21 protein-coding genes are annotated in these 25,618 nt (G+C 40.9%); 8 read left to right on the top strand and 13 right to left on the bottom strand.

Going from position 1 to position 25,618, the window contains the following annotated elements; translation table 11 throughout:
* Positions 1 to 145: 145 nt before the first annotated feature.
* The 8 genes from J0X13_RS07540 to J0X13_RS07505 form a co-directional block, all read right to left on the bottom strand.
* On the bottom strand, positions 146 to 559 hold the full coding sequence (locus J0X13_RS07540) for a hypothetical protein (RefSeq protein WP_207070857.1): 414 nt from the start codon (positions 557 to 559) through the stop codon (positions 146 to 148).
* A 15-nt stretch (positions 560 to 574) separates the two neighbouring features.
* The gene (locus tag J0X13_RS07535; protein WP_207070856.1) at positions 575 to 1,315 is read right to left on the bottom strand and encodes a hypothetical protein; all 741 of its coding nucleotides are present in this window, start codon (positions 1,313 to 1,315) and stop codon (positions 575 to 577) included.
* A gap of 507 nt (positions 1,316 to 1,822) precedes the next feature.
* Positions 1,823 to 2,227 carry an arsenate reductase family protein gene (locus tag J0X13_RS07530; RefSeq protein WP_242535670.1) on the bottom strand — a complete coding sequence of 135 codons (405 nt, stop codon included), beginning with the start codon at positions 2,225 to 2,227 and terminating at the stop codon, positions 1,823 to 1,825.
* A gap of 333 nt (positions 2,228 to 2,560) precedes the next feature.
* The gene (locus J0X13_RS07525) at positions 2,561 to 3,292 is read right to left on the bottom strand and encodes a DUF3307 domain-containing protein (protein ID WP_207070855.1); all 732 of its coding nucleotides are present in this window, start codon (positions 3,290 to 3,292) and stop codon (positions 2,561 to 2,563) included.
* Entirely contained in the window at positions 3,289 to 3,888 is a 600-nt protein-coding gene (locus tag J0X13_RS07520) for a transcriptional regulator (RefSeq protein ID WP_207070854.1), read from the bottom strand. Before J0X13_RS07520 ends, J0X13_RS07525 begins: the two co-directional genes overlap by 4 nt.
* Before the next feature lie 136 nt (positions 3,889 to 4,024).
* Complete coding sequence (locus J0X13_RS07515) at positions 4,025 to 4,474, bottom strand: DUF4890 domain-containing protein (RefSeq protein ID WP_207030013.1); 450 nt, start codon at positions 4,472 to 4,474, stop codon at positions 4,025 to 4,027.
* Between the two features lie 109 nt (positions 4,475 to 4,583).
* Positions 4,584 to 4,775: a hypothetical protein gene (locus tag J0X13_RS07510; protein ID WP_207070853.1), complete on the bottom strand. Its 192-nt coding sequence runs from the start codon at positions 4,773 to 4,775 to the stop codon at positions 4,584 to 4,586.
* A 162-nt stretch (positions 4,776 to 4,937) separates the two neighbouring features.
* The gene (locus J0X13_RS07505; RefSeq protein WP_207070852.1) at positions 4,938 to 7,439 is read right to left on the bottom strand and encodes a zinc-dependent metalloprotease; all 2,502 of its coding nucleotides are present in this window, start codon (positions 7,437 to 7,439) and stop codon (positions 4,938 to 4,940) included.
* Positions 7,440 to 7,707: 268 nt separating this feature from the next.
* Between J0X13_RS07505 and J0X13_RS07500 the strand changes: the two genes are divergently transcribed.
* Positions 7,708 to 8,430 (top strand): hypothetical protein, encoded by a 723-nt coding sequence (locus tag J0X13_RS07500; RefSeq protein WP_207070851.1) that lies wholly within the window; start codon positions 7,708 to 7,710, stop codon positions 8,428 to 8,430.
* A 428-nt stretch (positions 8,431 to 8,858) separates the two neighbouring features.
* Here J0X13_RS07500 and J0X13_RS07495 read toward each other — a convergent pair whose 3' ends face one another.
* From J0X13_RS07495 to lysS, 3 genes are read right to left on the bottom strand one after another with little or no spacing between them, the layout of a single operon-like run.
* The gene (locus tag J0X13_RS07495; protein ID WP_207070850.1) at positions 8,859 to 10,289 is read right to left on the bottom strand and encodes an SLC13 family permease; all 1,431 of its coding nucleotides are present in this window, start codon (positions 10,287 to 10,289) and stop codon (positions 8,859 to 8,861) included.
* 44 nt (positions 10,290 to 10,333) lie between these two features.
* Complete coding sequence (locus J0X13_RS07490) at positions 10,334 to 10,711, bottom strand: VOC family protein (RefSeq protein ID WP_207070849.1); 378 nt, start codon at positions 10,709 to 10,711, stop codon at positions 10,334 to 10,336.
* Positions 10,712 to 10,749: 38 nt separating this feature from the next.
* Entirely contained in the window at positions 10,750 to 12,441 is a 1,692-nt protein-coding gene (gene lysS / locus J0X13_RS07485; protein WP_207070848.1) for a lysine--tRNA ligase, read from the bottom strand.
* 203 nt (positions 12,442 to 12,644) lie between these two features.
* Between lysS and J0X13_RS07480 the strand changes: the two genes are divergently transcribed.
* From J0X13_RS07480 to J0X13_RS07465, 4 genes are all read left to right on the top strand, one after another.
* Entirely contained in the window at positions 12,645 to 12,800 is a 156-nt protein-coding gene (locus tag J0X13_RS07480; RefSeq protein ID WP_090291467.1) for a YqaE/Pmp3 family membrane protein, read from the top strand.
* Between the two features lie 164 nt (positions 12,801 to 12,964).
* On the top strand, positions 12,965 to 13,702 hold the full coding sequence (locus J0X13_RS07475) for a hypothetical protein (protein WP_207070847.1): 738 nt from the start codon (positions 12,965 to 12,967) through the stop codon (positions 13,700 to 13,702).
* Between the two features lie 32 nt (positions 13,703 to 13,734).
* Positions 13,735 to 14,451 (top strand): lipoyl(octanoyl) transferase LipB, encoded by a 717-nt coding sequence (lipB, locus tag J0X13_RS07470; protein WP_207070846.1) that lies wholly within the window; start codon positions 13,735 to 13,737, stop codon positions 14,449 to 14,451.
* Positions 14,452 to 14,709: 258 nt separating this feature from the next.
* Positions 14,710 to 15,393: a hypothetical protein gene (locus tag J0X13_RS07465; RefSeq protein ID WP_207070845.1), complete on the top strand. Its 684-nt coding sequence runs from the start codon at positions 14,710 to 14,712 to the stop codon at positions 15,391 to 15,393.
* A gap of 49 nt (positions 15,394 to 15,442) precedes the next feature.
* Here the strand turns inward: J0X13_RS07465 and J0X13_RS07460 are convergent, their stop codons facing one another.
* Both J0X13_RS07460 and rnhB read right to left on the bottom strand, forming a co-directional pair.
* Complete coding sequence (locus J0X13_RS07460) at positions 15,443 to 17,899, bottom strand: ribonuclease HII (protein WP_207070844.1); 2,457 nt, start codon at positions 17,897 to 17,899, stop codon at positions 15,443 to 15,445.
* 29 nt (positions 17,900 to 17,928) lie between these two features.
* Entirely contained in the window at positions 17,929 to 18,525 is a 597-nt protein-coding gene (gene rnhB, locus J0X13_RS07455; protein WP_207070843.1) for a ribonuclease HII, read from the bottom strand.
* 233 nt (positions 18,526 to 18,758) lie between these two features.
* On the opposite strand from rnhB, the gene J0X13_RS07450 reads away from it, so the two are divergent.
* From J0X13_RS07450 to J0X13_RS07440, 3 genes are all read left to right on the top strand, one after another.
* Positions 18,759 to 21,812: a SusC/RagA family TonB-linked outer membrane protein gene (locus J0X13_RS07450; protein WP_242535669.1), complete on the top strand. Its 3,054-nt coding sequence runs from the start codon at positions 18,759 to 18,761 to the stop codon at positions 21,810 to 21,812.
* A 10-nt stretch (positions 21,813 to 21,822) separates the two neighbouring features.
* Positions 21,823 to 23,211 (top strand): RagB/SusD family nutrient uptake outer membrane protein, encoded by a 1,389-nt coding sequence (locus tag J0X13_RS07445; protein WP_207070842.1) that lies wholly within the window; start codon positions 21,823 to 21,825, stop codon positions 23,209 to 23,211.
* Positions 23,212 to 23,340: 129 nt separating this feature from the next.
* Positions 23,341 to 25,383: a putative porin gene (locus tag J0X13_RS07440; RefSeq protein WP_242535668.1), complete on the top strand. Its 2,043-nt coding sequence runs from the start codon at positions 23,341 to 23,343 to the stop codon at positions 25,381 to 25,383.
* The last annotated feature ends 235 nt before the right edge of the window (positions 25,384 to 25,618 follow it).

Below are 25,618 nucleotides of genomic sequence, written 5' to 3'. Positions count from 1 at the left end.
ACGAAGTATGAAGTCGGAAGTACGAAGGCAATTCAGTTGACAATTAAGAAGGGGTGAAGAGTTAAGGGTAAAAGGTAAATTGATAAAAGTTTAATGGGAGGGGGGAGATGAAAGAAAAAAGCGGAGCATACGCACCGCCTTATTTTTATTCTTCAAATGCAATGTCTATGCTTAGATACTTTTTATAGCCAAAAGTGGGGAAGTAACAAAGCACACCAAAGTATGCTATACCAATAATCTTAGCTACATCGTTCCAAATTCCTATGTCTTGCTTGGTAAAGGAGATTAGAATAAATATCAAAATCAAGAATGGAATCACGGTGAGTATAAACGAATTGCTGATAGCCGTTCCTACCGTAATTTCCGTTTTTACATCTTTTTTCAAGAGTATTTTGGGCGATTTGAAGTAGAGGTATTTGAGCTGAAAGAAAACATAGTCATCCTCAAACTCTAGTGGAACCGTTTCTCCCGCCTTTATTTGACCTTCCCTGCCATTTACACAATACCTATAAGGTATCAGTAGGTCGATTAGGTCTTTTTTTCGTTTTAGGGTTATCATGGGCATTAATTAAAATTATTCGATGCAACCTCCTCCATACTCCTCAATTTGTGCTTGTCTCACTGCAAGGGAAACAGCTCCTCCTCCCAACGGACCACCGGCTCCACCGGTTAATATGCCAATTAAGGTTCCTCCGACTGCATCGGCTATTATTACTTGACTTGCTGCATCACATTTTGCGGTTGGATTAATTGCAAATGTCTTTCCAGCGTCTTGCGTCCAAAGAATTTCAGAAGCTTCATAATAAGACTTAAAGATTTCGATTTGTATGTTTGAAGAACCGGTTTTGGTATCAAAAGCAACGAATTCCTTTTCTGTTACCTGTCCCTCATAAAAAGCTTTGTCCAAAAAAGAAAGAATATTTTGCTCAATATTGTTTTTACCAATTTTAGATTTTAGGGATTCATAAAATTCGGAATCAAATTTGAAATCAGAATACTTTTGGTCAAAATCAAAAACTTGATCAAGTGTAGATAGGTCAGTTTTGTGAAATTTATCAGGATACTTACTTGACATTTCATAGTACATTAGTTTTAAGACCTCACCAGTTGTTATTAGTGGGTCATTAAATTTACTCTTGTCCAAGATGGATAGTATTGCTTCGTTATGAAATTTGCCATTTTCGCGAATAGTTAAAGAAGTCTCATTTATATCCGATGATTTTACGATGTCATTTTCTTCAGCTGTATTTTCGGTGCATGAGGCTAATAAAACCAATGCAAGAATCAGGTTAAGTGTTTTACGGTAATTGAACATTATCTTAAAATTTAAGATGTTAGTAATAACCTACTCTTTCGATTTTCGGATATCTCGTCCAATTATTTTTGGTGTCTTTTTTTGGCTTTCACATATTTTGACGTTGGATGGCCAGTCCGTTTGCAACCTCTTAGTTTTTTGACTAACAGGTAAAGGAGGTTATCCTATGACATTGGGTCACAGTTGCAATACGTGTTGGAATAAATTTAAGGGAGGTTGAGGTTGCAAAGTAATCAATATCTATGATACCATGCTGTTAGAAAACCTTAAAAAATTAGGGTAAATCTACAATAGGCAATAAACAGTTGACAATTATCAATAAGCAAGGTGTGATTTACAATGGGGGTGAAAGGTGAAAGGTAAAGGGTGATAGGTTAAGGGTTAAGGGGTGTTGGGTGAAGGGTGAAAAGGTGAAAGGTGAAGGAATGGAAAGTTGAAAATTGAAAATGAAATAGGTTGGGAGTATTAGCTTTAAGCTATCAGCTGTCTGCTTTTAAGGGTAGGGACTTAGCTTTGGTCTTCTTCTTCCAAAAATACCATTACTTCCGAAGGAGTATCAATTTGTACGGCTTTGTCTCCCTGTACCAAAATGGGTTGGGTCACTACTTTTGGGTTGTTTTCCAACACTTTTAGCCAATCTTCGTCGCTTTGGAGGTTGTGGTTTTTTCCGTAGTCGTTTATAAAATCAGGATGTTCCGTATTGATCAATTCTTTAATGGGCTTGCCCAAACGTTTGGCGAGTTCAGTCCATTGGGTACCCGTTACCTTGGTTTTGGACAAATCCACGTCCAACACTTTTTTCTTGGAAGATTGTACATAGGCCAGGGTCTGCATGCCCTTATTGGTCTCGGCGTTGTAGTATAGGTTTATTTCTCGGTTGTTTGTTGCTATTACTCCCATGTCTTTCTTCATTAAAAACTGTAATTTACTGTAAACTAACACTTTTTTGATGGCTGTGTTTAACGCTATCCAATTATTTTGTATCGTAAAACCACAAAAAAAGCGGGACATGGCCCCGCTTTTCACTTAAACTAACTCAATAGAATGCAAAGAGATAAAAAAGATTGATGTGACACTTTTTCTTTATGCATCTGACAACAAAATTAAATAATTTAAAATAAATCTAAATAAAAATTTTTAAGTACCTTTATACGGATGTTATGATGCTCCAATGCCATACATACAAAGTGTTTTAATAAAGTAGATTTTTTATTCGGAGAAAGCCGTCCCTTTGGGACGGTTTTTTTATGGGGCCAGCTGGTCCGTTAAATAGAGGTACAACATGCCCGAAAGTATGGCGAGTCCAAAACTCAACAGCGTACCAATGAGCACATACTCGGTAAGTTTTCGGTTTTTGCCCTTGTTCAGGTCCCCGAAACGGAACACGGATTTTGCAGCGATAAGCAATCCAATGGCGGCCCATTGCTGCATGAGTATAAACCCGAATACAAAAAGGCGTTCCAACATGCCAATGTAGGTGCCGGCATTTTTAAGGGAACCTCCCTCTCCAGGTTCATCGCTTTTGGCCACCTCATCAATATACGGTGCCAGAAACATGCGCATAACAATGCCGGATACGTAGGTGACAAAGACCAAAAAAGTAATCAACAGTAGGGTGTTCTCCGTGAAAATGGTTTTGAAATCCAATGTAAAAGGGAATATCCAATACAGCATGCCGAACAACACCAACAAATGAAGCACTTGATCCACTACAAAGAGCCAACGGTAATTTTTAGGATTAGTGAGTGACAATTTTCCCAAATCGATGAGGTAATGGGTCACAATAATAACCGCAATGGCACCCAAATATTGAAATTGCAATAGGAGCAAAAGTGCCAAAGCATGCACCCCGATATGAAAGTAGAGATATTTTGACTTGCCTTTGTTTTTTAGTTTGTCTTTCACCCAATGTGCCGGTTGTAGAACAAAATCTCCTATAAAATGGGCAAGTATCAATTTTAGGGCTAAAAGCATCATAATTGGGCGAGTTGTGTTCTGTAAAATTCAATCATTTTTTGGACTTCGTCAAATCCTGCCCTGATTAATGCCTCGCTTATGGTGCTTTGGGATTTGCCCAGCAGGGTTGCCAGTTCTTTTTGGTTGGCCTCGGGATGTTCCATGGTGTTTTTAACCACGGTAGCGGTAGCGGGCAACCAATTGTCCATGGTCAATGCGGCCAATTGCAGCATGGTATTCAGGGTATCGTTGAAAGCATCGGCGTTGGATTTTAGGGCCAAGGTCTGTTTTTTTAACTGGTCGAAACATTCGCCAGAATTTACAAAAGCTTCCCCATTGGACTCCGTGATTTTGGCTGCAGTATGATTTTTTTTGCCCAGACCAATAGCTATCCGTACATCCAAGTGTCGTATTTGTTTGATGCTGGCCTTTATAAAGATGGCGGCTTCCAGGGCTTGTTCTGGAGTGGTTTGCAGCTGAAAGCTATCACCCCTATAAATCTCCCAGTCCGATGGTTCGGAACCATAATGATCCAATGCCGCTTTTAATACGGGCAACCATATGTTGGCTTCATGATCTTTGGAGTTTTTGATGTCTCCAGTAAGTACGGCTATCATTTTTTTATCGTTTAATTTGACGATTCAAACAAATATCGATAAAAAAACCGATATATCAAAATATCGATAATAAAGGCGATAAAAAAAAGAAACCGCGACCATGGCAGGCGCGGCTTCTTAAAATCAACAAAAAACACTATCGTCTTCTCCCTCTCTCCTCCATTCTCTTTTTGCCGTGTTTGGCTTTTCTGCTTTTCTGCATTTTTTGCCAAGTTTCATACTGTTTTTCATCCAGTACTTTTTTCATTTTTCCCTGCATCGCAATTTGACGGTCCAATCGGGCATTTTCCATTTCAAATCGCTCCTCAGAAGATGGCCTTTTCCAATCACCGCTCTCTTTTAAAGCTTTTATCTCATCCCATTTGGCTTTTCTAAATTGGGCATTTTCCAAACTGATCTCATACACCTTATCCTGTTGTGCCTTGGTCAAATCCAGTGCCAAGGTCATGTGTTTTGTCTGCAATGTGGCCATTTGCTCCGCGGTCATGTCCATTTTCGGACCTTTACGCATTCTGGGGCCATCATTTCTTTGCGCGGCCATGCCAATGCTCATGAGCATAACCAATACTACTGTTAATCGTTTCATATGTCTAAACTTTAATGATTTATTCCTTGGACAGATACGGTGTCCAAAGGTTTAATCATTGCAACATAGTTTATGAAGCATTTAACAGTACAAATGTGTTTTAGGGAAATTACTTGAGTTCTTTTTCCAAATCTTCTTTGGTATCATCAGTATAATCGTCGGCGTCTTGGAAATTAGTCTCGACGTAAGTTTCTGAATTGATTTGATTTTGGAATTCATCGTGCTTGTCCACAACGTAGTATAGTGTGGAAGCTGCCACGAAACAAATAAAATAAATAAGGCTTTTTGTCTTGTAGGTCATGATGTTGAGATTTGGGATTACTAATGTAATTAAACCTAACGGGATTTTCACCGATTTGTTGTGAAACGACCTTGAATGGATGTGAATGTTTAAAAAAACAAGGTGTAACCGATAAACGAATCGGTTACACCTTTGCAATTTGTACAATGTATAAAAAGTCGCCTATTTAGCAGGCTCCAAAATAAGATCTATACGTTCCAAAGCGTCCTGTAAATGGTAACGGCTCATCGTGTCCGAAATCCTGGCAAGACCGCCTCTGATATCTCTTTTTAAGTTATTGAGTTCAGCGCGTGCAACTGAACGTATATCGGATTGGCTTGTATTGATAGGGGTAGATTTTCTATACCCTCCAAAATCTGGCTGCTTACTTTGGCTATCCGCAGTCATTAAATACTCCAAACGATCAATATGCGCCTTTTGAAGGTTTCTGCGATAGGTGTCTATGCTTCTGCCACTTCGTGTTTCGGACCATATTCCCCTACGAAGGTCACGCATCATTTCTACCAATCCATAGGCTTCATCACCGTTCAAGGTCTCGTTTTCAATAATTCGAGCCAATTTGCCCAATTGCAACATAGTGTTCAAATAACGTTCTTGGGTAGCACGGATACGTTCTACCGAACCAGAGTATTCAATTTTATTGAAAATGTTTTGATCGATCAACCACTCAGGGGTTTCAAAGAGTTGTTCCTGCATAAAGTTCATCGCATTTTTTTGGTGCTCCTTGCTTACATGCGTATAAACGGCTCCCTCTTGGTCGGCTGTTTTGTGATATTCGTAAACACCACCAATATTGTTGGATACATGCCCCATGTATCTACGGAACTGCGCGACTACATGTCCGTACATGGTTTCCAGGTCATCATAGTTTTCACCCTCTTCGGTGGTCCATTCCATCAATTTGGGAACAATACGTTTTAAGTTTTCGATACCATATAAGCTTGCCTTAATGGCATCGTCCCCTAAATCTTCGGTCTGGGAACTTGGATCATGGATGTCACCAACTTGCTGGTGGCCAAAACGGTACATCGGGTCTCCGGCGTGCTCCAAAATCCAACTGTTCAGGATAGGTTTTTCTTCTTTGGCCGTTTTGTCCAAAATGGGTTTGTATCCCCATTTAATGGCATATTTATCGTAAACACCAATATTGGGCATCAATGCAACGCCTTCGTCACCTGGTTGGGCCACATAGTTGAAACGGGCATAGTCCATAATGGAAGGAGCGGTTCCATACTTTTTGGTAAAACTGGCCGAACGCAAAGAATCAACAGGGTAAGCAACGCTGCTTCCCATGTTGTGGGGCAATCCAAGAGTGTGACCTACTTCGTGGGAGGATACAAAACGTATCAAACGTCCCATGACTTTTTCTTCGAATTCTGTTTTCTGCGCAGCAGGATTAATGGCCGCTGTCTGCACAAAATACCAACCGCGCAGCAAGCTCATTACATTGTGGTACCAGTTGATGTCCGATTCCAAGATTTCACCACTTCTAGGGTCACTTACGTGTGGACCATTGGCGTTTGGAATAGGAGAGGCCAAATAACGCACCACAGAATACCTCACATCTTCCGGAGACCATTCAGGGTCTTCTTCTGGGGAAGGAGGGTCCTTGGCGATAATAGCGTTTTTAAAGCCAGCCGCTTCAAAGGCAACTTGCCAATCTTCTATGCCTTGTTTTATGAAAGGTACCCACTCTTTTGGAGTAGCTCGGTCTACATAATAAACAATTGGTTTCTTTGGCTCAACCAATTCACCGGCCTTGTATTTTTCGATATCTTCGTCTTTGACCTCGAGTCTCCAACGGTCCAAATAGGTAACCGTTTTGCTTTCTTGGGCGTCAAGACCGTAATCTACCTGTCCTCTGGCGAACCAGCCCACGCGTTGATCGAAATAACGACGTTTCATCGGTTCTTTGGGCAACAAGATCATGGAGTTGTTGATTTCCAACGAAATGGAACCTAGACTCGAATTACTGGGAGGGTCGTTGGAAAAGTATGTTTTTACGTGACGGGCCTCAATATTAAGAGGATAACTTTTAATGGATTCGATATAGCTTCGGTCTCCATCCAGTCGTGTAACCTTGTACCTTTTTCTGTATCGGTCCGGAAATCCAAGGGCTTTTACATCCTTGGAGAACAAGGGGTCAATTTCTATCACCGTAGCTGGATTCAAAGAATCTTTTTTATTGATGGCCTTGATGTCAAAAGAATAAAGTACGGGTTCAAAGTTTGAGTTTACCACGGCTTCGTGAACTGGCAATGAATCGGCCGCTACATTTTCGTAGGAAGCTACGCGAACCAATACCTTTTTGTCCTTTTTCTCCCAGCGCAGTACCTGTGTGTTTATTTTTCCACCACCAAAACCAATTCCTGTGGCAGTTTTGGAGATTCGGCTTACCATGAGCATTTCACGGTTGAACAGGGAGTCCGGAATTTCGTAATAATGTTTGTCATCCACGGTATGGACGCTAAAAAGTCCTTCGTCGGTTTTTGCGTCTTTGGTGATTACCTTATCGTAAGGCTTTATGTCACCAGGTTTGGACTTGTCGTCCTTTTTTTGTTCGGTTTGTTTCTTTTTCTTTTTGAAAAGTTGGGCGTCCAAATTTTGAACGGTTCCCAATAGAATAAAGACTACTAATAGTCGAGGCAGTAAATTTTTAATCATTTTTTAAGTCCGTTTGAATAAGTAAGAAGATTCAAAGAACCTAAAAATCGCGAAAATTAACTGTTAAATATATATTAACAGTCATTTTTTTAACGGAATGCCTCAACCTTTGGGAGTCCTGCGTTTTACTGATGGTTTGGAGCGAATCGCCCTGTATAGCTGGGCTCAGGGAGTATTTAAATTTCGTAAAAAAATCCTAAAGACTGTAACGTTTTGGGTTTTGAGTAGTCTTATAGGCATAACATCAATCATAAAATTCAATCAAAAAATGAACAAGTTATTATTAATTTATGGAAGTGTATTATTAAGTAGTACCGCCATAGCAAACGACCAACAAAATACCAAGGTTGTCGAGGTTCAATCCGAGACACCCGGTAGTTTAGAGAACAGTTTAACCACATTGAACATCAGTGCTGAGATAAACGATTCAACTTCAGAGATGACGGATTATGCATCGTATGAATTGAATTTGAACGAAATAGTGTATTTAGAGGAAGAACCTGATTTGGATTTAGGTTTTGACACCACTGATTACCTTCCCGAGGACTTTAATCCTTACGAAAGCTATTTTGATTTGAATTCCATCATATACCTCGAAAACAAAGTTGAACCCGCATTAGGTTTTGATACCAAAGAGTATTTGCCGGAAAATTTTGACCCTTACACAGAGGTGGTGGATGTGCATTCCATCAATTATATGGAGGAAGAGGACATGGACCTAGGTTTTGATACCAAAGATTACTTGCCAGAAGATTTCTCTCCTTATGAGGCTTATGTGGATTTAAAATCGATTTCATATGTAGAGGAAGAATTTGAACTTGAATTAGGAATAAACAGCAAGTATTTGTTGCCAGAAGGTTTTGACCCTTACACCGATGTGATAGCGATTACTTCCATCAACTATATGGAGGAAGAAGAAATGGATTTGGGTTTTGATACTTCCAAGTATCTCCCAGAAAACTTTGATCCTTACTCTGGATCAATACAGTAAGATGTTTTTCATTTTACAACTTATTTGAGTTAGCTATAAAACCCCTCTACCGAGGGGTTTTTGTTTGTTAATAAAATCCTATAAAGTACTGGTTAACAAAAAAATAACATTGGACTTTCATTAAGTGGAATCTTTAGTGAAAAGCTTTTTAATGTGCAGAATGATCAACGTTTTTTACCGTAGGCTGAAATTAATGCACTCTTTTTAGTTTAAAACTGAAAAACGAACCACCCTGCTTTTTGAATGGCTACGTTAACAAAAATCTAATTACAATAATCTTTCCCAAAAAGAGTTATAACTTTGTACCTAACAAAGAGTTACGCCACACTTGCTTAAAAGCCAGTAGCGTTAGTTAAGTTAGTTTCTTACATTTTTTTGAGTTAGTTAGTTTGTAAAAATGCCCTTCCGCCCGGAAGGGCATTTTTAGTTTAGAACAATAGTGGAATTACAAACTGAAAAACCAAAATAAGAAGTACTACGGCAATAAGGTTTAAGATGACCCCAACGCGTGCCATTTGAGGAATTTTCACATAGCCACTCGCAAACACAATGGCATTGGGTGGCGTGGCCATAGGTAGCATAAAGGCACAGCTACTGGCAATGGTAACCGGAATCAATAAGTGCAGCATTGGAATATCCAAACCAATGGCAATACCGGCCACAACAGGTGCCAAAACGGCCACTAAGGCTACATTGCTCATCAACTCCGTCATAAACAACATCAAGAAAATCAACAGTGCGGCTGTGAATAAAACACTTATTTCACTTTGTGCTATGGAATTGGCCACCATGTCCACAATCCCACTTGCAGACATTCCTTGGGCAAGGGCCAAACCTCCGCCAAAGAGAACTAAAATACCCCATGCCAGTTTGGAAGTATCTTTCCAAATAATTATAAAATCACCTTTTTTTATGTTGTAAGGAATCCCAAATAGCGCAACAGCTGCCAAAATACTGATCATGGTATCAGTCAGTCCCAAATTGGGGAATACATTATTGATCAAGGTCCTAAAAATCCATAGAAAAACAGTAACGCCAAAAATGATAAGAACCATTTTTTCTTTCCCTGAAGTTGGACCTAACTTTTCCAGCTCGGTATAGATTACATCTTTGGAAGCGCTGAACTTTAAATCTCTGTTGGGAAACATCCATTTCACCAAAACCAAATAGCAAATCCCGACCATGATAATGGAGAAGGGTAAACCAATGGTCATCCATTTTAAAAAGGAGATCTCTGTGTTGTATTCATTTTCCAACAAACCGATGAGGACAGAGTTCGGAGGTGTTCCGATGACTGTTGCAATTCCACCCGCGTTGGCGGAAAAAGCGATACCCAGCATTACACTCAAAGCAAAATTCTGGTCACTTTTGGTAAAACCATCTTCATCATTGATCAGAAGATTGATAACCGAAACCGCGATGGGCAGCATAACCACTGTGCTGGCCGTATTACTGATCCACATACTTAAAGTGGCCGTAGCGATCATAAAGCCCAATATTACCTTGTTCGGGGTTGTCCCCGTGAGTTTTATGATGTTTAAAGCGATTCTCCGATGCAGATTGACCTTCTCCAAGGCCAAGGCCATTACAAAGCCACCAAAAAACAGGAATACGATAGGGCTGCCATAATTGGCGCCGACCTCTGCAATGGGCAACACCTTTAAAATAGGTAACAAAAGCAAGGGTAGGAGTGCCGTTACTGAAATGGAGACTGCTTCGGTAATCCACCAGATCAGCATCCATGCCGCAATTGAAATTACAGGGTCGCCTTTTTCGGATACCATTTCAAAAGGCAACAGGTTCAATACAAGAAAGACAACAGGTCCGAGGACCAGCCCAATTTTTTTGCTTAGTTCCATTGGGGTCCTAAGCTAGGATTTTTAATTGAAACTTGAAAAAAATACTATTTCGCATTTTTATCCATTTCGAAGATGCCGAAAACATTATGGTCGGCATCCAAAAAATAACCTTGCCAACATTTGCCAGGAACCGCAAATTTTGGCATGGCCACTTGTCCACCATTTTTTATGATGATTTTCTCCTTTTGGTCGTAATCGTCCACCTGAATCGAGCAAGTAAACGCATTGGTGCCTTGATAGGTAGGCGGAGTGTCCACGGGTCTTTTTAATATGGCCCCTTGCAGGCCATCTGTTTCCAAGCGATAGAGCTCAATGGGGGCCGATGTGTCCAAAGTGGCTTCCCAGCCAAAAATGGACTTGTAAAACTCGACCTCTCGTTTGGGATTGGTAGACTGGATTTCGAAAAAAGCGATTGTATTCATTTTGTTGAAGCTGATTGGTCTTCAACAAGATACAAAAATCAACCTGTATACTTTACAAGAAGGGCGTCCTCTGTTTTTTCTACCTTGATCAAGCCATGTTTGGTAAGCCCTTTGGTGCTCTTATCCCATTTTTTGTTGCTCAAACCTGCTTTTTCCTTTAGGTCGGCCAAATGCATTTCACCCTGTGGTTTAAGAATGTCCAAAATGGATTTTTCCTCTTCGGTCAGCTCCACCTGCTTTTTCTCCGGTCGCATTTGCGGGAAGAACAGCACTTCTTGTATAGACGAATTATTGGTCATTAACATGACCAGGCGATCTATTCCAATACCGATGCCTGAGGTAGGGGGCATACCATATTCCAATGCACGCAGGAAATCCTGGTCAATGAACATGGCTTCGTCATCTCCTTTTTCGGAAAGTTTCAACTGGTCTTCAAAACGCTCACGTTGATCAATGGGATCGTTTAGCTCAGAGTAGGCATTTGCCAACTCCTTGCCGTTCACCATCAATTCAAAACGCTCCGTAAGCCTTGGATTGGTACGGTGCTCTTTGGTCAACGGACTCATTTCTTTGGGGTAATCGATGATAAAGGTTGGTTGAATGTAATGGTGCTCGCATTTTTCACCAAAAATCTCGTCGATCAATTTACCTACACCCATGGTCTCATCCACTTCAATGTCCAATTTTTTGGCCACTTCTCGAAGCTCATCTTCCTCCATTTCGGCAACATCGTAACCAGTATGTATTTTAATGGCTTCCAAAATGGGAACCCTTGGGTATGGAGCTTTGAACTCTATTTCGTGATCGCCCACTTTTACTTTGGAGCTTCCGGTGGCATCAATGGCCACTTTTTCCAATAGCTTTTCAGTGGTATCCATCATCCAGTTGTAGTCCTTGTAGGCCACATAGAGTTCCATTACGGTAAATTCCGGATTGTGGGTACGGTCCATTCCTTCGTTGCGGAAATCCTTGGAAAATTCGTACACGCCATCAAACCCACCGACAATCAACCTTTTTAGATACAATTCGTTGGCTATGCGCAAATACAAAGGAATGTTCAATGCATTGTGGTGCGTTAAGAACGGACGTGCCGCTGCTCCTCCTGGAATGGGCTGTAGAATCGGGGTCTCTACTTCCAAATATCCTTTTTGGTTGTAGAATTCCCGTATACTGTTGGTGATCTTGGTTCTTTTGATGAATGTGTCCTTTACATGAGGGTTCACTACCAAATCCACGTACCGCTGACGGTACCGTAGCTCGGGGTCGTTGAAGGCATCGTAGACTTTACCTTCGTCATCTACTTTTGGTAGCGGCAATGGTCTTAAACTCTTGCTCAAGAGCTTAAAGTTCTTCACCATCACGGTTTTTTCACCTACTTGCGTAGTGAAAAGCTCTCCCTCGATACCGATGATGTCACCGATGTCCAACAATTTTTTGTACACATCGTTGTACAGGGTTTTATCATCACCTGGGCAAATTTCATCACGGTTAAAGTAGACTTGGATACGGCCCTCGCTGTCCTGTAGTTCGGCAAAAGAAGCCTTTCCTTGGATTCTTCGTGACATCAATCTACCGGAAATCACCACCTTTTTTCCTTCTTCAAAATCATTCTTGATGCTCTTGGAGGTGGCATCAACAGGATACAATGCTGCGGGATATGGGTTGATGCCCATTTCCCTGAGTTTGGTCAATTTTTCCCTTCGAACGATCTCTTGTTCCGATAGTTGCATAATCTGTAAAAAATTTAAAGCGCAAAATTACACTTTTGTCTATTAAATCCTCGCCTTTGGTATGGTTTAATGTGTGTAATTTGACATTGAATGTATTTGCAAGGGGTTCCGTCTTTAAATTTCTTGAGGAATATCTTGGCATTCCTGTAACAAAATATGCTTTTGGACTACTTATATAGTGTCATCAATCAAATCTTATAATCATGAGTTTTTGGAGAGTATTACTGGCCATTTTATTCCCTCCGTTGTCTGTGATAGGCAAGGGATGTGGATCTATTCTTATCGTTTTTTTATTGACCCTTTGTGGTTGGGTCCCAGGCGTAATTGCCGCTTTGGTAATTTTGAACAATCCTAATTAAAATTCATTGTTTCTTTCATTGGGGGCGACTGGTTGGGATGTGATGTTCCCAAAATGATCGGGTTGCATTGTGAATATGTGCCGATTATGGTATTTTTAACCCAATAGTCAATCTTTTTCAGCCTCAAAAAATATTTAATAACACTAACCATTAAGAAGAACATCATGAAGAAAATTCATTACGCAATCACTGTGGCAATCATTTTTTTGGCTGCATCCTGTAATTTCACGGAAGAGATTCATTTAAAAGAGGATGGTTCCGGAAAGCTTTCCATTAATTTTGACGGTTCAGAGATGATGGACATGGCTGGGGATGAATTGGCCAAGACCGATGAGAAACCCATTGATTCCATCATTTCTTTCAAGGATTTTTTAGAGAAAAAAAAGGACAGTATTGCCCAATTGCCTCAAGAAGAACAAGAAAAACTGAAAAAATTGGAGCACTTTAACATGCGGATGGTGATGGATCCTGAAAAAAAGGTGATGATGTTCGATTTATTCAGTGAATTTAAGAATGTGAGCGAGGTGAACGATGCCTTCGGCGCATTCCAAGATGCCAGTTCCATGGGGGCGAAGGCAAGTCCACAACCAGAACAAATGAAACCCACGGAACAGCCAACAGAGGTACATTATTCGTTCAATCAAAACAAGTTCACCCGTACCGCCAAAATTGTGGACCAAGCATTGTTCGAGCAGCAGCTGGACAGTCTTCAGGGAGCAGAGATGTTCCTATCGGGTTCTACATACACACTTAAATATCATTTTCCTAAAAAAATAAAATCCACGACTGCCGAAGCAGCTACTTTTAGTCAAGACGGCAAAACGTTGATCTATGAAGTAAAATTCTTGGATTTGATGAAAGATCCATCCGTTCTGGACTTAGAGGTGGAGTTGGAGAAATAGTTTTCCAGGAAAGAGCTTCGTATCTTTGTGGCATGAACAAGAAAGTAGCCCTACAGGATTTAGGATTTAAGGATTACAAGGAAACTTGGGATTACCAAGAAGTGCTTTTCAAGGATATTGTCGATACCAAGGTGCGCAACAGACGTGAGGACGCCGGCCTTGAAACCCCAAACCATTTTTTATTTGTGGAGCACCCACATGTGTACACTTTGGGCAAGAGCGGCGACATCAACAACTTGTTGGTAGATGAAAAAAAACTGGCCGAAAAGGGTGCGACTTTCTACAAAATCAACCGTGGCGGCGATATTACCTATCATGGTCCGGGACAAATCGTGGGGTATCCGATCCTAGATCTGGATAACTTCTTCACGGATATCCATAAATACCTTCGTTTTTTGGAGGAAATGGTCATTTTAACACTAGCCGAATACGGCCTAAAGGGCGAACGGTCCAAAGGAGAGACCGGGGTTTGGTTGGATGTGGGCACCCCCTTTGCCCGTAAAATATGTGCGATGGGCGTTCGAGCCAGCCGTTGGGTGACCATGCACGGTTTTGCACTTAACGTAAATGCCGATTTGGGATATTTTGACATGATGATTCCCTGTGGCATCAAGGACAAAGCAGTAACCTCCCTCAATGTGGAACTGGGCCAAAAGGAAGTGGACATGGCCGAAGTGAAGCAAAAACTGCTCAAACATTTTACCACACTTTTTGAAGCTGAATTGGTTAAAGAAAAGGCTGGGGTATAGATTGTTCTTTATTCTTTGATTTAAAGGGCCATTCGTGAATTTGGAATGAAGTTTTGGAAAAATGATAACACGATTATTATATCAAAACATCATTGAAACGACATTTCGCTAATCGATAAGTGCATCCCCAAAAAAACCTTGTTGCAAAAATTCTTAACTTACTGGTTGCACAAAATAGGTGCAGGTGGGTATCATCGGTGAAATGGATTTATGTTTGCCCGGCTCCCATCATGTTGCCGATAACTAAACTTAAATACAATGAAAAGATTTCTTTTGACTATTGCCTTGGCAGGAAGCCTAATGGCCTGCAAGAATACTGGCGAAAACAAAAATGAGGCAGGTGAATCGACTGTTTCAGAAGCAATGGAGAATAATACTGCCAACCAACCCAAAGTCAACTATGTTCCCATAGATTCTGACGAAGCCTTGATTGCCGCATCGTTAATGGCAGCTCCTGAAGAGAGTCGCGATGGTTGTAAAGTAATTGGGTATAACATGGCCGGAGAATTTGTTACATTCCGGGAAGGGGACAACGAATTCATTGTCCTCGCCGATAACCCCCAACAATCGGGATTTAATGCGGCTTGCTACCACAAAAGCTTGGAGCCTTTTATGGCAAGAGGTCGTGAATTGCGGGCCGAAGGTAAAACAGGTCCCGAAATTTTTGATATTCGTGAAGAAGAGGCCAAATCGGGCAAACTGGATATGGGAAAACCGGGTGCCACACTTCATATTTATTATGGGGAAAGTGATCAATACAATCCTGAAACCAATGAAGTGGAAGGGGCGCATTATCGGTATGTGGTGTATTTACCGTTTGCCACGGCCGAATCTACTGGGCTTCCAGAAAGACCCGTAGGTCCAAACCATCCTTGGATCATGAATCCCGGCACGCACAGGGCACACATTATGATATCCCCTTTACCGGAAGATAAAGAATAAAGAAAAACCGAGGCTCGCACCTCGGTTTTTTTAACTCTGGGCTTCGGGATTAGTTCATTTTGTAAACAATCAACGAATTGTCTTGGTCTTTGGCCACCAGTTCCAACTTCCTGTCGTTGTCCATATCGGTGAGGTCAATTAAAGAACTGCCGAATACCGGGAAATTTGGAATGGGTTCCGCTTGGCTGTCGTACAAATAAATTTGATGGTTCTGAATATCCGTCACGGCAACATATATTTTATCGTAGATGTAAAATATTTTGGGTTTGGAATAGACACCTAGCGCCAACTCTACTTTTCTTCCTTTTATACTTAAGACGTTATCATCCATAAATACAAGCGTATTGCTTGTGGCATAGAATCCGTGGTCGGGATTTAGGTTGAAATTGGTGGCGACAAGTTTCCCATTGGTATCAATTTGATGTAGCACACCGGTTTTGTTGGTCACCGAAAATTTATTCTTATAAAGGAACACTTCGTTGTTGGAGAAATCTATTTTTTCCGGCACTTTTATTCTGTCACTGCCAACCCGATGTAAAATTCTTAGGGTACCATTGTCTTGCTTAAATACCAAATAATCCCGGTTTCCCACTCTAAAATGTTTTGGAGCGCCCAGAATATTAGCAGGGGCCTCGGTAAAGGTGAATCCACGAACGATTTTACCTTGGTTGTTGTACATGTGAACTTTGCGTCCTTGTGTTATCAAAAAACGATAGTTCCTACTGCCATCGTAATCAAAAACGGCCAAAGGGTTTAGGTTGCCGCCTTCAAACGCGATATTAAATGGGGCAACTTCGTCGCCATTGCGGTCCAATATCAAAAATTGATCGTTGGTGGTAAAAGCGAGTTGTAGTTTTCCGTTTTTGTAAATATCCACTTGTTGTATTTTTCCTTGAATCCTACCCTTCAATTGCTTGGTCCAAAGAACTTTTCCGTCGGTGGAAATTAAATAGAGCACATTATTTTGATCTTGTACCACAATTTCTTGTTGCTTGGTCCTGTGGTTTTTTACAAATTGGGGATCTGTGGCCAGATCGGTATTCAGTTCCAGTGTAAATAGGGGGGATACCGTATTCCTCTCCTGGTTCTTTTCAATTTTTGATGCCAATATGTTGAAATGTCCGAAACCGTTGTCCATGACCATTTGCGAAGCAAAAACTTGCTCCTTTAAATCATCTTCGTTGATATCTTCCGATATTTCGGGAGCAAGCGTCCGTTCGGTAAAAAATCCAATACCTGATGCGTTGGAAACGAAAAGCATGCTGGATTCGCTGGCCAAAGACGCTTTGGCGGTTTTGTACCCTTGGTCGTTTTCAAAAGAAGAAGAGCTTTTGTGATTGCTTATAATGGTCTGCAGGGCCTCTTTTTCTTCCGAGAAGATGAAACTGTTTTCCAAGATGGTGCAATAGTTTGATTGAAAGTTCGTCACCAATGGTGTAAAACCTTCCTCAATCAAGTTGGGTTCGTCAAGAATCAAGATTTCGCTGCCCTGATATTCTTCCGATGCTGTTTTTTTACTTTCCAAATAATCGTACAAGGTTTCCGTGCCAAAGGACTTTAAAAGCGTGACCTTTTCGTTGTTCAAATAAATTATCCCGACTTCCTCAATGGTGTTGAAGAGGGAATCGGTTTGTTTGACCCTGTCCAAATAGGTATTTTGGTTTTTGGCAAATACCTGGTAATCATCAAAAGTATAGGATACCGTAGCTTGGGCATTTAAAGGAGCATAGGTTGGTGTTTTGTTGGCCAAAGGAGAAGTTCCCTTAAATAGGTTGACAAAATTTTTAGTGGAATCGGGTGCCATGGCCACGCCGTTCAGGTTGACTTCGTCGGAGTTTGCTGTAAAATCCAGAGAAATCCATGAAGAGAACGGGGTCTCCAGTGCTTGGTCCGGTGTTTTTAGGGATAACAGGGAGATGTTTTCGCTAGGATTGATGAAAAAGGTTGCCGATTTGTCGGGCGAACTTGCTTCGTAAAGTTTTTTTAAGGTCGTGTCCACCAAAGTAGTCTCACTAATTCTGATGAGGTTTTCCATGAGCATCATCGATGAGCTCATCAAGATATCGTTGTTTTTTTGAAGGCTGAACACTTCTAGGCCATCAAGATTATATTTGGTGATTTTGGCACCTTCGTAGGTGAGGGTTTCCACCTTTTTGTCGGAGATGCTGTCAATATTAAAGAGTCCCGAAACGTTTTTTGTGGCGAGTATGTAATCGTAATTGTCCTTACCTATTTCATAAAGGGCGAGCACGCAGGTTTTGTCTGTAGACAGCTGGTTCAATCCCTCAATTTTGTCCGATACTTCGCTTAGGGTTGAGAGACCTTCGATGCTTTTTAGTAGTGCATTGTTCTTGAGCTCGCTTTTAAAATTGGTAAGGTTGTTGACTTTAAGAACGAGTGCAGGGTTGGGGGGTAAATGTCCCAAAAGGGAATCTTTGGTTTTTACCTCTTTAGTACAGGATGCAATAAAAATGGGGAGCAAACAAAAAAGTACCTTTAATCTCATTCTTAAATTTTGACACAAAGTTAGGATTTTTAAATATCCAAGGTCAATTGTTCGGGCAGTTGTCTAAAGCTTTTTCGGTGATACTTGGTGAGTCCGTATTTTTTTATCGCCTCTCGATGCTCTCTGGTGGGATATCCCTTGTTTTTCTTCCAATTGTACATAGGGAATTCTTCGTGGATCTTTGTCATATAATCGTCCCGATATGTTTTGGCCAAAACAGATGCAGCGGCAATGCTCATGTATTTCCCATCTCCCTTAACAATGCATTCATGTTCAATATTAGGGTAAGGTTTAAAACGGTTTCCATCAACAATGATAAAGTCGGGAGCAGGTTCCAGTTTTGCTATGGCACGGTGCATGGCCAAGAAGGAGGCGTTTAAAATGTTTATTTCGTCAATTTCATCTTGAAAAACGTGACAAACGGAAAAGGAAACCGACTCTTTTTCCAAAATCGGCTTTAATAAGGCCCTTTTATTTTCGGAAAGTTGTTTGGAGTCATTTAGTATTGTGTTGCTGAAATTTTCTGGAAGTATGATTGCCGAAGCCGTTACTGGGCCTGCAAGGCAGCCTCTTCCCGCTTCATCGGTCCCCGCTTCGGAGGATGAATGATAACATAAATTTAACATAATGGCTGAAATCTTAGTAAATCGATTATGTAAAAAAATGGAATTATCAATAAAATGGTTAAAAATTTTCCTACATGAAAAATAATCGGGTGTTTACATAAATATATTATGTTAAAATTATGAAAAAGTTTGATTTTCATGACTGTTTAAGCGGGTTTCTGGGGTTGTTAATTTTTTTGAATATTAAGTTTTTATTTTGATTTTTGAGCGGACTAATTCAAAAAATGAAATAAATGAGAGCTAAGTTAGCATGGATGCTGACACCTTTTTTGGTGTTATGCATGTCTTTCTCTTTTGGACAAGAGAAAACAGTTTCAGGTAATGTGACGGACCAAAATGGTTTGCCACTGCCGGGTGTTTCTGTAATGGTGGTGGGAACCTCCAACGGAACACAAACAGATTTCGATGGTAATTACACCATCTCGGCCTCAAACGGCCAAGTGTTACGTTTCAGTTACATTGGTCAGAAGACCGTTGAAAGAACAATTGGAGCATCAAGTACCATTAATGTACAGATGGAAGAAGATGCACAAGCGTTGGAAGAGGTAGTAGTAACAGGTTATACCTCTCAAAGACGTTCCGATATCACAGGTTCCGTGGTAAAGGTGGATTCAGAAAAACTTGGGGAAATTATCGCTCCATCTGTGGATCAGGCCCTTCAGGGTAATGTTTCCGGTCTTACTGTGTCGGCAACATCCGGTACACCTGGTTCTACTGCAAATATCCGTATTCGTGGTATCAGTTCCATTACAGCGGGTAATGAGCCTTTGTATGTTATTGACGGTGTTCCAGTATCCAACACCAACGTTGGTACAAGTGGAGCTTACTCGTCTTTGTCAGCCTTGGCAGGTTTGGACCAAAACAACATTGAGTCCATTACTGTGTTAAAGGATGCCTCTGCGACAGCACAATACGGTGCTCGTGGTTCCAATGGTGTTATTCTTATTACTACCAAGGATGGTAAAGCTGGTAAAACCGTATTCAGTATAAATAGTACTTACGGTTTCCAAAACGACGCTATCACCGGTCCAGTGCCGTTATCAGCAGCTAATCGTTTGGAACTTACAGCGGAAGCGTATTTCAATGATGGCATTTTCCCATCCAAGGCCGAAGCCCAAGATTATTTGTTGGGTACTTCATTTGCCGATTGGGATGCCAACGGACGTCCTGAAGCTCGTTGGGACCAAGTAGTTCGTAACAAGGATGCCGTTATTCAGCAGCACAGTTTCTCTGCTTCAGGTGGAGATGAAGGACATACTTTCTTCGCTTCCCTTGGATATATGCAGCAAGAGGCTACCGTAATCGGTTCGGATTTCGAGAGAATCTCCGGTTCCTTGAACTTCTCCAAAGATTTGACGGATAACATTACGTTCTCATCAAATAACCAGGCTTCCCACATGCTTCAAAATGCATTCTTGGAAACCAGTGCTTACTTTGAGAGCCCACGTACTGTGAAGTTCTTCCTTTCTCCTTTGGTTCAGCCATACAACGAGGATGGAAGCATCAACCAGTTCGGAGGATCTTTGCCAAACCCATTGTACTTGACAGAAAACAATACGGCCGAGAACAGATTGACCCGTATCGTTACCAACAATGGTGTGACTTGGGATTTGACAGATAATTTGACTTTTGGTTCTACGTTCAACGTGGATTTCCAGCTATATAACTTTAGATCATACTCTAACCCAACATACGGTTACGGAGCGCCAACCAGTGGTGATGCCAGTCAGTATGACAGGACAAATGTGTTCTACGTATTCCAGAACTATTTTGATTACAACTGGGAATTGAACCCAGATCACAGATTCAAGTTCAAGGTTCTTCAAGAATACCAGTCCAACAGACGTTACTTTGTTGGTGGTGCCGGTCAGAACTTTGCAGACGAAGGTCTTGAGTTCTTGGACAACTTGGGTACTCCAACATCTGTAAGCTCTTCCTACAACGATTGGTATGTAGGAGCTTATATGGGATTGGTTAACTATTCCGCTTTCGATAGCCGTTATGTATTGGATCTTTCCTTCAGAAGGGAAGGTAACTCACGTTTCAGTAAAGACAACCGTTGGGGTAACTTCTGGTCTGTAGGTGCTGCGTGGAACTTGAATAAAGAAGATTTCTTGGCAGATTCTGATATTGTGAACGCCCTTAAGCTACGTGCTTCTTATGGTGTGACCGGTAACGCGAACATCGGTTTGAACAACTATCAATCCTTATTTGGTTATTCTGCCGATTACGCCGGTGAAGGTGCCCAGTACGTGGATACTTTCGGTAACGAAGACTTAACTTGGGAAACTTCCAACACATTGGATATCGGTGTTGATTTTGGATTGTTCAACAATACGGTAAGTGGTAGCTTTGCTTACTTCAACAGAGATTCAAAAGATCTTTTGTTGGATGTGCCATTATCAAGAACTACCGGTTTCACAAGCCAAGTTCAGAACATTGGTGAGTTGAACAACAAAGGTTTCGAATTGGATTTGAACTTCAACGTGGTTGATACCGAAGATTTCGGTTTGAGTGTTGGAGGTAACCTTTCTTTCGTGGAAAACGAAATCACCAAATTGCCTCTTGATCCAAATGGAGAAGAGAGAACCATTACAACTGTTAGAACAAGGATAGAGACTGGTCAACCAGCATATGCTTGGTACATGCCAACATGGGCGGGAGTTAATCCTGATACTGGTGTAGAGGAATGGTACATCAACGGTGTTGATGGTGAAACCACTACCAACTTTAACGAAGCTGAAGCTGTGTTCCAAGGAGGAAATGCGATTCCTAAAACAACTGCAGGTCTTAACTTGAACGTTAGGTTCAAAGGATTTTTCTTGAATGCCAACGGATATTATGCCGGAGGTCACAAGATCTATGAAGGATGGCACAGATATTTGAACGAATCAAATGCTTATCCAATTTTGGCTTTCCAAGGGTATACTTCCTTGTTGGATAGATGGCAACAGCCAGGGGACATTGCAAGAAATGGTGCATTTACCACTTCTGCAACACCATGGCAGAGACACTCCAAATATCTTTACGATGCAGACTTCATGAGATTGCGTTCTGTAACGGTAGGTTACAATGTGCCTTCCAAAGCACTTGAGAAAATTGGTTTGACGAAGTTGAGCTTTTTCCTAAGAGGTAATAACTTGGCTACGTGGGTGAAAGATGATAATTTGTTGTTCGACCCTGAAGTGGATATCTCTAGCCAGAATGGTACGGTAGATCCAGGGGAAACAGGTCTAGAAACTCCTCCTGCCCGTTCAATTTCATTAGGTGTAAACATAAATTTCTAAGAAAAAGAAGATGAAAAGAACATTTTATAAATTCAATATTATGCTGTTGGCCGGTGCCGGACTTATTTTGGGGTCTTGTACAGCGGACAGTCTTGAACCAACCCTTACGCAGAACAAAACTGTTGAGGGAAGTATTACAAAAGTTGACAACCTTTATAGTATTCTAAAAGGTGCCCATAACATTATGACCGGTGCTGGTTATTATGGTAGAGACATGATCGCGACAAGCGAGGTTCGTTCAGACAACTGTTTCTCCAACGGTAACTCGGGAAGGTTTACCACGCAAGGTGAATACGAGCAGAATGCAAACACCGGGTTCATATGGGAAGAAGCTTATGAAACCATTGCAAACGCCAACATTATCATCAATACCGATGTAACTACGTTGGAAGGTGATCAAGCCTATGGTGAACACTTACAAGGTGCGGCCATGATTTTGCGTGCTCTTGCCCACTACGATTTGTTGAGGGTATATGGTCAGCAAAATGCTGCGACCAGTGGAAACTTAGGTGTGCCTGTCGTTACTGAGTTCAAAGGTGAGAATTTGGACCCAAGCAGAAATACTATTGATGAAGTGAAAGCTGCGATCTATAACGATTTGCAAACTGCTTTCAATATGATGGATTCTGCATATGACACTGACAAGACCATTGTTTCCAAATATGTAGCCAAAGCTTTGGAAGCTCGTGTTGCAGTATATTTTGGTGACTGGGGTAGAGCGGTATCTGCTTCCGAAGCTGTGATCAACTCAGGATTGTATTCCATTGTAAGTGCTGATTCGTACGTGAGTAGCTGGACAGCGGATGGTGGTTCCAATGTGTTGTTTGAGTTGGCTTTCACCAGCGCGGATAACCGCGGTTCAAATGCATTGTCCTATATCTATCGTTTCCCAGAAGATGCCCCTGCCGGTTATGGTGACATCGAAGTAGTGAGCACGGTAATAGACCTATTTGAAGATGGTGATGTAAGGGCTGATATCTTGGGTTATCAAGATGGTGGTACACGTTTGAGAAATATGGGTAAATATCCTGATACAGCTGTTGGTGCCGATAACATTCCACTTTTCCGATATGAAGAGGTGATCTTGAACTATGCGGAAGCATTGTTGGAGACAGGTGGCGATGCTCTTACACAGATCAACTTGATCACGGCTAACCGTGGAGCTTCTGCCTACGCTACTGTTACCAAGGAAGACATCCTTAACGAGCGAAGAAAGGAATTGATGTTCGAAGGGTTCCGTTTTGATGACATGATGAGAACAGGAATGGACATGCCTTACTGGGGTACTGCACAAAATAGTTTGGGTACGTTGAGCTATCCTAACAACTTGTTCCCTTGGCCAATTCCAATTGGTGAGATCAACGCGAATTCTAACATTGAACAGAACGCTGACTACTAATAATTATTTGAATGGCTATGTAGCCTTATATATTAAAGCCCCCATTATTTTGGGGGCTTTTTTTATGCCCAAAGTTTTCACATTTCTTTAGAAACAAAACTTTTACCTTTGCCCAACCAATATCGTGGAATGAGATTAATATTGTTGACCCTACTTTTGTTTTTTACCCAATCTGCGGTAGCGCAGAAGGATTCAATTCCCGCAACAAAAAGGATGGATTCGTTAAGTACTGGAAAAACCAAACCAGACGTTATTAACCCAAAAGATACCATACAGGGCGGTCGTGCTAAAATTGGAAGTAAAAAAGCAGGGAAGTCAAAATCCACAAAGCAGGATTCGCTAAGTATACGGGACTATAAAATAATCTCGTATCAGCGGGATACAACTTATCTGGACACTACCCTAACCATAAGAAAGGAATACAAGTACAACTATATACGGGAAGATGACTTTGAATTAATGCCTTTCGCAAATATGGGGCAGCCCTATAACGAACTTGGTAAAACCTTTTCTAGAACAATATATTACCCCAGTATTGGGGCAACTGCAAAGCACCCAGGTTATTTTGAAAAGGAGGATATTGACTATTATAATGTCCCTACTCCAATGACGGAGCTTATGTTTAAGACTACCATGGAGCAAGGACAGTATTTGGATGCTTTGTTAACCTTTAATCTCTCCGAACGATTCAATGCCTCTGTTGCCTATAATGGATTTCGTTCTCTGGGAAAATATAGGTATGAGGAGGCTCAAGATGGAAAATTCAGGGCAACCTTCAATTACCTCTCTCAAAATGGAAGGTATGGATTAAGAGGGCATATAGCCGCTCAAGAAATGCAAAGTGAAGAAAGTGGGGGGTTGTTGGACAGGAGCCAATTTGAGGATGATGCACCGGATTTTCAGGATCGGGCAAAAATCGATTTGCTGTATACCGATGCTAACAATAGAATTCTGGGAAAACGCTATTTTCTGGAACAACAATTCAAACTGGTTAATCATAAAAAGGACTCAACTGATAAAGACCCTACCACCCTGGCCATAGGGCATGAGTTTAGTTATGAATCTAAAATATATGACTTTGAGCAAACCCGACAGAACGATGCTTTTGGTCAAGATCCCTTTTTAACCCCTATCGAAGATCGGGCCAGGTTAAAAACGATGTTCAATAAAGGAACCATAGCGTTTTCGAACAGGACATTGGGTAGGTTGTCGGGTAACGTGAGTTTATATAGTTACAATTATTTCTTTAATAGTCTATTGATTACCGATGAGCAAACTATTCAAAACAAGCTAAAAGGAGAGGAAATTTCAGTCGGGGGTTACTATAACAATACAATTGGTCCTTTGTTTCTAAAAGGAAATATCAACTATACGGTGTCGGGTGATCTTACAGGTAATAATTTGGATGCCTTGGCTACCTATAGATTAAATAACAATAACTCGTTAACGGGAGCCATCCATGTTTCTTCACGTATGCCGGATTTTAATTATTTGCTGTATCAAAGTGATTATCGAAACTTTAATTGGCAAAACAACAATGATTTCGAAAACGTACAGACTCAAAGTCTAAGGTTTGGTTTGGATTCCAAAAAAATAGGTCAACTTGAAGCTGAATACAGTTTAGTGGATAACTACACCTACTTTGCATCCACGGCTAGTCAAGAGGAGATAGAATTGAATCAGGAAACAGCTTTTGTTAGACCGTTTCAAGAATCTGGGACCATAAATCACCTTAAGGTAAAATATACCAAGGAAATCGGCTGGCGAAAATGGGCGCTGATGAATACGGTAATGTATCAAGAAGTAACCCAAGACAATCAGGTGCTCAATCTTCCGCAAGTTGTTACAAGGAACACCCTGTACTTTTCAAGCGATGTGTTTAAAAAAGCTATGTTTTTACAGACGGGGGTCACCTTTAAATATTTCACTTCATATAATATGAATGCATACAATCCTTTGTTGGGTGAATTTTATATTCAGAACAATGAAGAGTTGGGGGGGTATCCCTTATTGGACTTTTTTATAAACGCTAAAGTGAGGCAAACAAGAATTTATCTAAAAGCGGAACACATAAACTCAATTTTTTCCGAGCCTAATTACTATTCCGCACCAAACTACCCTTACCGGGATTTTGTGATCAGATTTGGGTTGGTCTGGAATTTCTTTTCATAAAATATGTTAAGGAGAAAAAAAGGAAAACCTGAGAAACAAGCAGTTATAAATTAATTGATTTTTTTTCGAAAAAAATATTGAAAAACATTTTGTGGAGACAAAATAACGTGCGTATATTTGCACCCGCTTAGCTGATAAGGCAGGGCGCTTCCGAGGGGCCGAGAGGATGATTTCGGAAGTAAAATATAAGAGAAGAAGTTCATATACATATTGTAACGACAGCGTAGAATTAATA

Source organism: [Muricauda] lutisoli (nom. illeg.), from assembly GCF_017313105.1.
Lineage (GTDB): Bacteria > Bacteroidota > Bacteroidia > Flavobacteriales > Flavobacteriaceae > Flagellimonas > Flagellimonas lutisoli.
Note: the sequence above shows the minus strand (reverse complement) of the source record. Positions and strands in the feature narration are given on the sequence as shown.

Excerpts from the sequence above, each read along its gene's own strand:
- J0X13_RS07540 (WP_207070857.1), bottom strand. The coding sequence starts at position 559 with ATGATAACCCTAAAACGAAAAAAAGACCTAATCGACCTACTGATACCT.
- J0X13_RS07535 (WP_207070856.1), bottom strand. The coding sequence starts at position 1,315 with ATGTTCAATTACCGTAAAACACTTAACCTGATTCTTGCATTGGTTTTA.
- J0X13_RS07530 (WP_242535670.1), bottom strand. The coding sequence starts at position 2,227 with ATGAAGAAAGACATGGGAGTAATAGCAACAAACAACCGAGAAATAAAC.
- J0X13_RS07525 (WP_207070855.1), bottom strand. The coding sequence starts at position 3,292 with ATGATGCTTTTAGCCCTAAAATTGATACTTGCCCATTTTATAGGAGAT.
- J0X13_RS07520 (WP_207070854.1), bottom strand. The coding sequence starts at position 3,888 with ATGATAGCCGTACTTACTGGAGACATCAAAAACTCCAAAGATCATGAA.
- J0X13_RS07515 (WP_207030013.1), bottom strand. The coding sequence starts at position 4,474 with ATGAAACGATTAACAGTAGTATTGGTTATGCTCATGAGCATTGGCATG.
- J0X13_RS07510 (WP_207070853.1), bottom strand. The coding sequence starts at position 4,775 with ATGACCTACAAGACAAAAAGCCTTATTTATTTTATTTGTTTCGTGGCA.
- J0X13_RS07505 (WP_207070852.1), bottom strand. The coding sequence starts at position 7,439 with ATGATTAAAAATTTACTGCCTCGACTATTAGTAGTCTTTATTCTATTG.
- J0X13_RS07500 (WP_207070851.1), top strand. The coding sequence starts at position 7,708 with ATGAACAAGTTATTATTAATTTATGGAAGTGTATTATTAAGTAGTACC.
- J0X13_RS07495 (WP_207070850.1), bottom strand. The coding sequence starts at position 10,289 with ATGGAACTAAGCAAAAAAATTGGGCTGGTCCTCGGACCTGTTGTCTTT.
- J0X13_RS07490 (WP_207070849.1), bottom strand. The coding sequence starts at position 10,711 with ATGAATACAATCGCTTTTTTCGAAATCCAGTCTACCAATCCCAAACGA.
- lysS (WP_207070848.1), bottom strand. The coding sequence starts at position 12,441 with ATGCAACTATCGGAACAAGAGATCGTTCGAAGGGAAAAATTGACCAAA.
- J0X13_RS07480 (WP_090291467.1), top strand. The coding sequence starts at position 12,645 with ATGAGTTTTTGGAGAGTATTACTGGCCATTTTATTCCCTCCGTTGTCT.
- J0X13_RS07475 (WP_207070847.1), top strand. The coding sequence starts at position 12,965 with ATGAAGAAAATTCATTACGCAATCACTGTGGCAATCATTTTTTTGGCT.
- lipB (WP_207070846.1), top strand. The coding sequence starts at position 13,735 with ATGAACAAGAAAGTAGCCCTACAGGATTTAGGATTTAAGGATTACAAG.
- J0X13_RS07465 (WP_207070845.1), top strand. The coding sequence starts at position 14,710 with ATGAAAAGATTTCTTTTGACTATTGCCTTGGCAGGAAGCCTAATGGCC.
- J0X13_RS07460 (WP_207070844.1), bottom strand. The coding sequence starts at position 17,899 with ATGAGATTAAAGGTACTTTTTTGTTTGCTCCCCATTTTTATTGCATCC.
- rnhB (WP_207070843.1), bottom strand. The coding sequence starts at position 18,525 with ATGTTAAATTTATGTTATCATTCATCCTCCGAAGCGGGGACCGATGAA.
- J0X13_RS07450 (WP_242535669.1), top strand. The coding sequence starts at position 18,759 with ATGAGAGCTAAGTTAGCATGGATGCTGACACCTTTTTTGGTGTTATGC.
- J0X13_RS07445 (WP_207070842.1), top strand. The coding sequence starts at position 21,823 with ATGAAAAGAACATTTTATAAATTCAATATTATGCTGTTGGCCGGTGCC.
- J0X13_RS07440 (WP_242535668.1), top strand. The coding sequence starts at position 23,341 with ATGAGATTAATATTGTTGACCCTACTTTTGTTTTTTACCCAATCTGCG.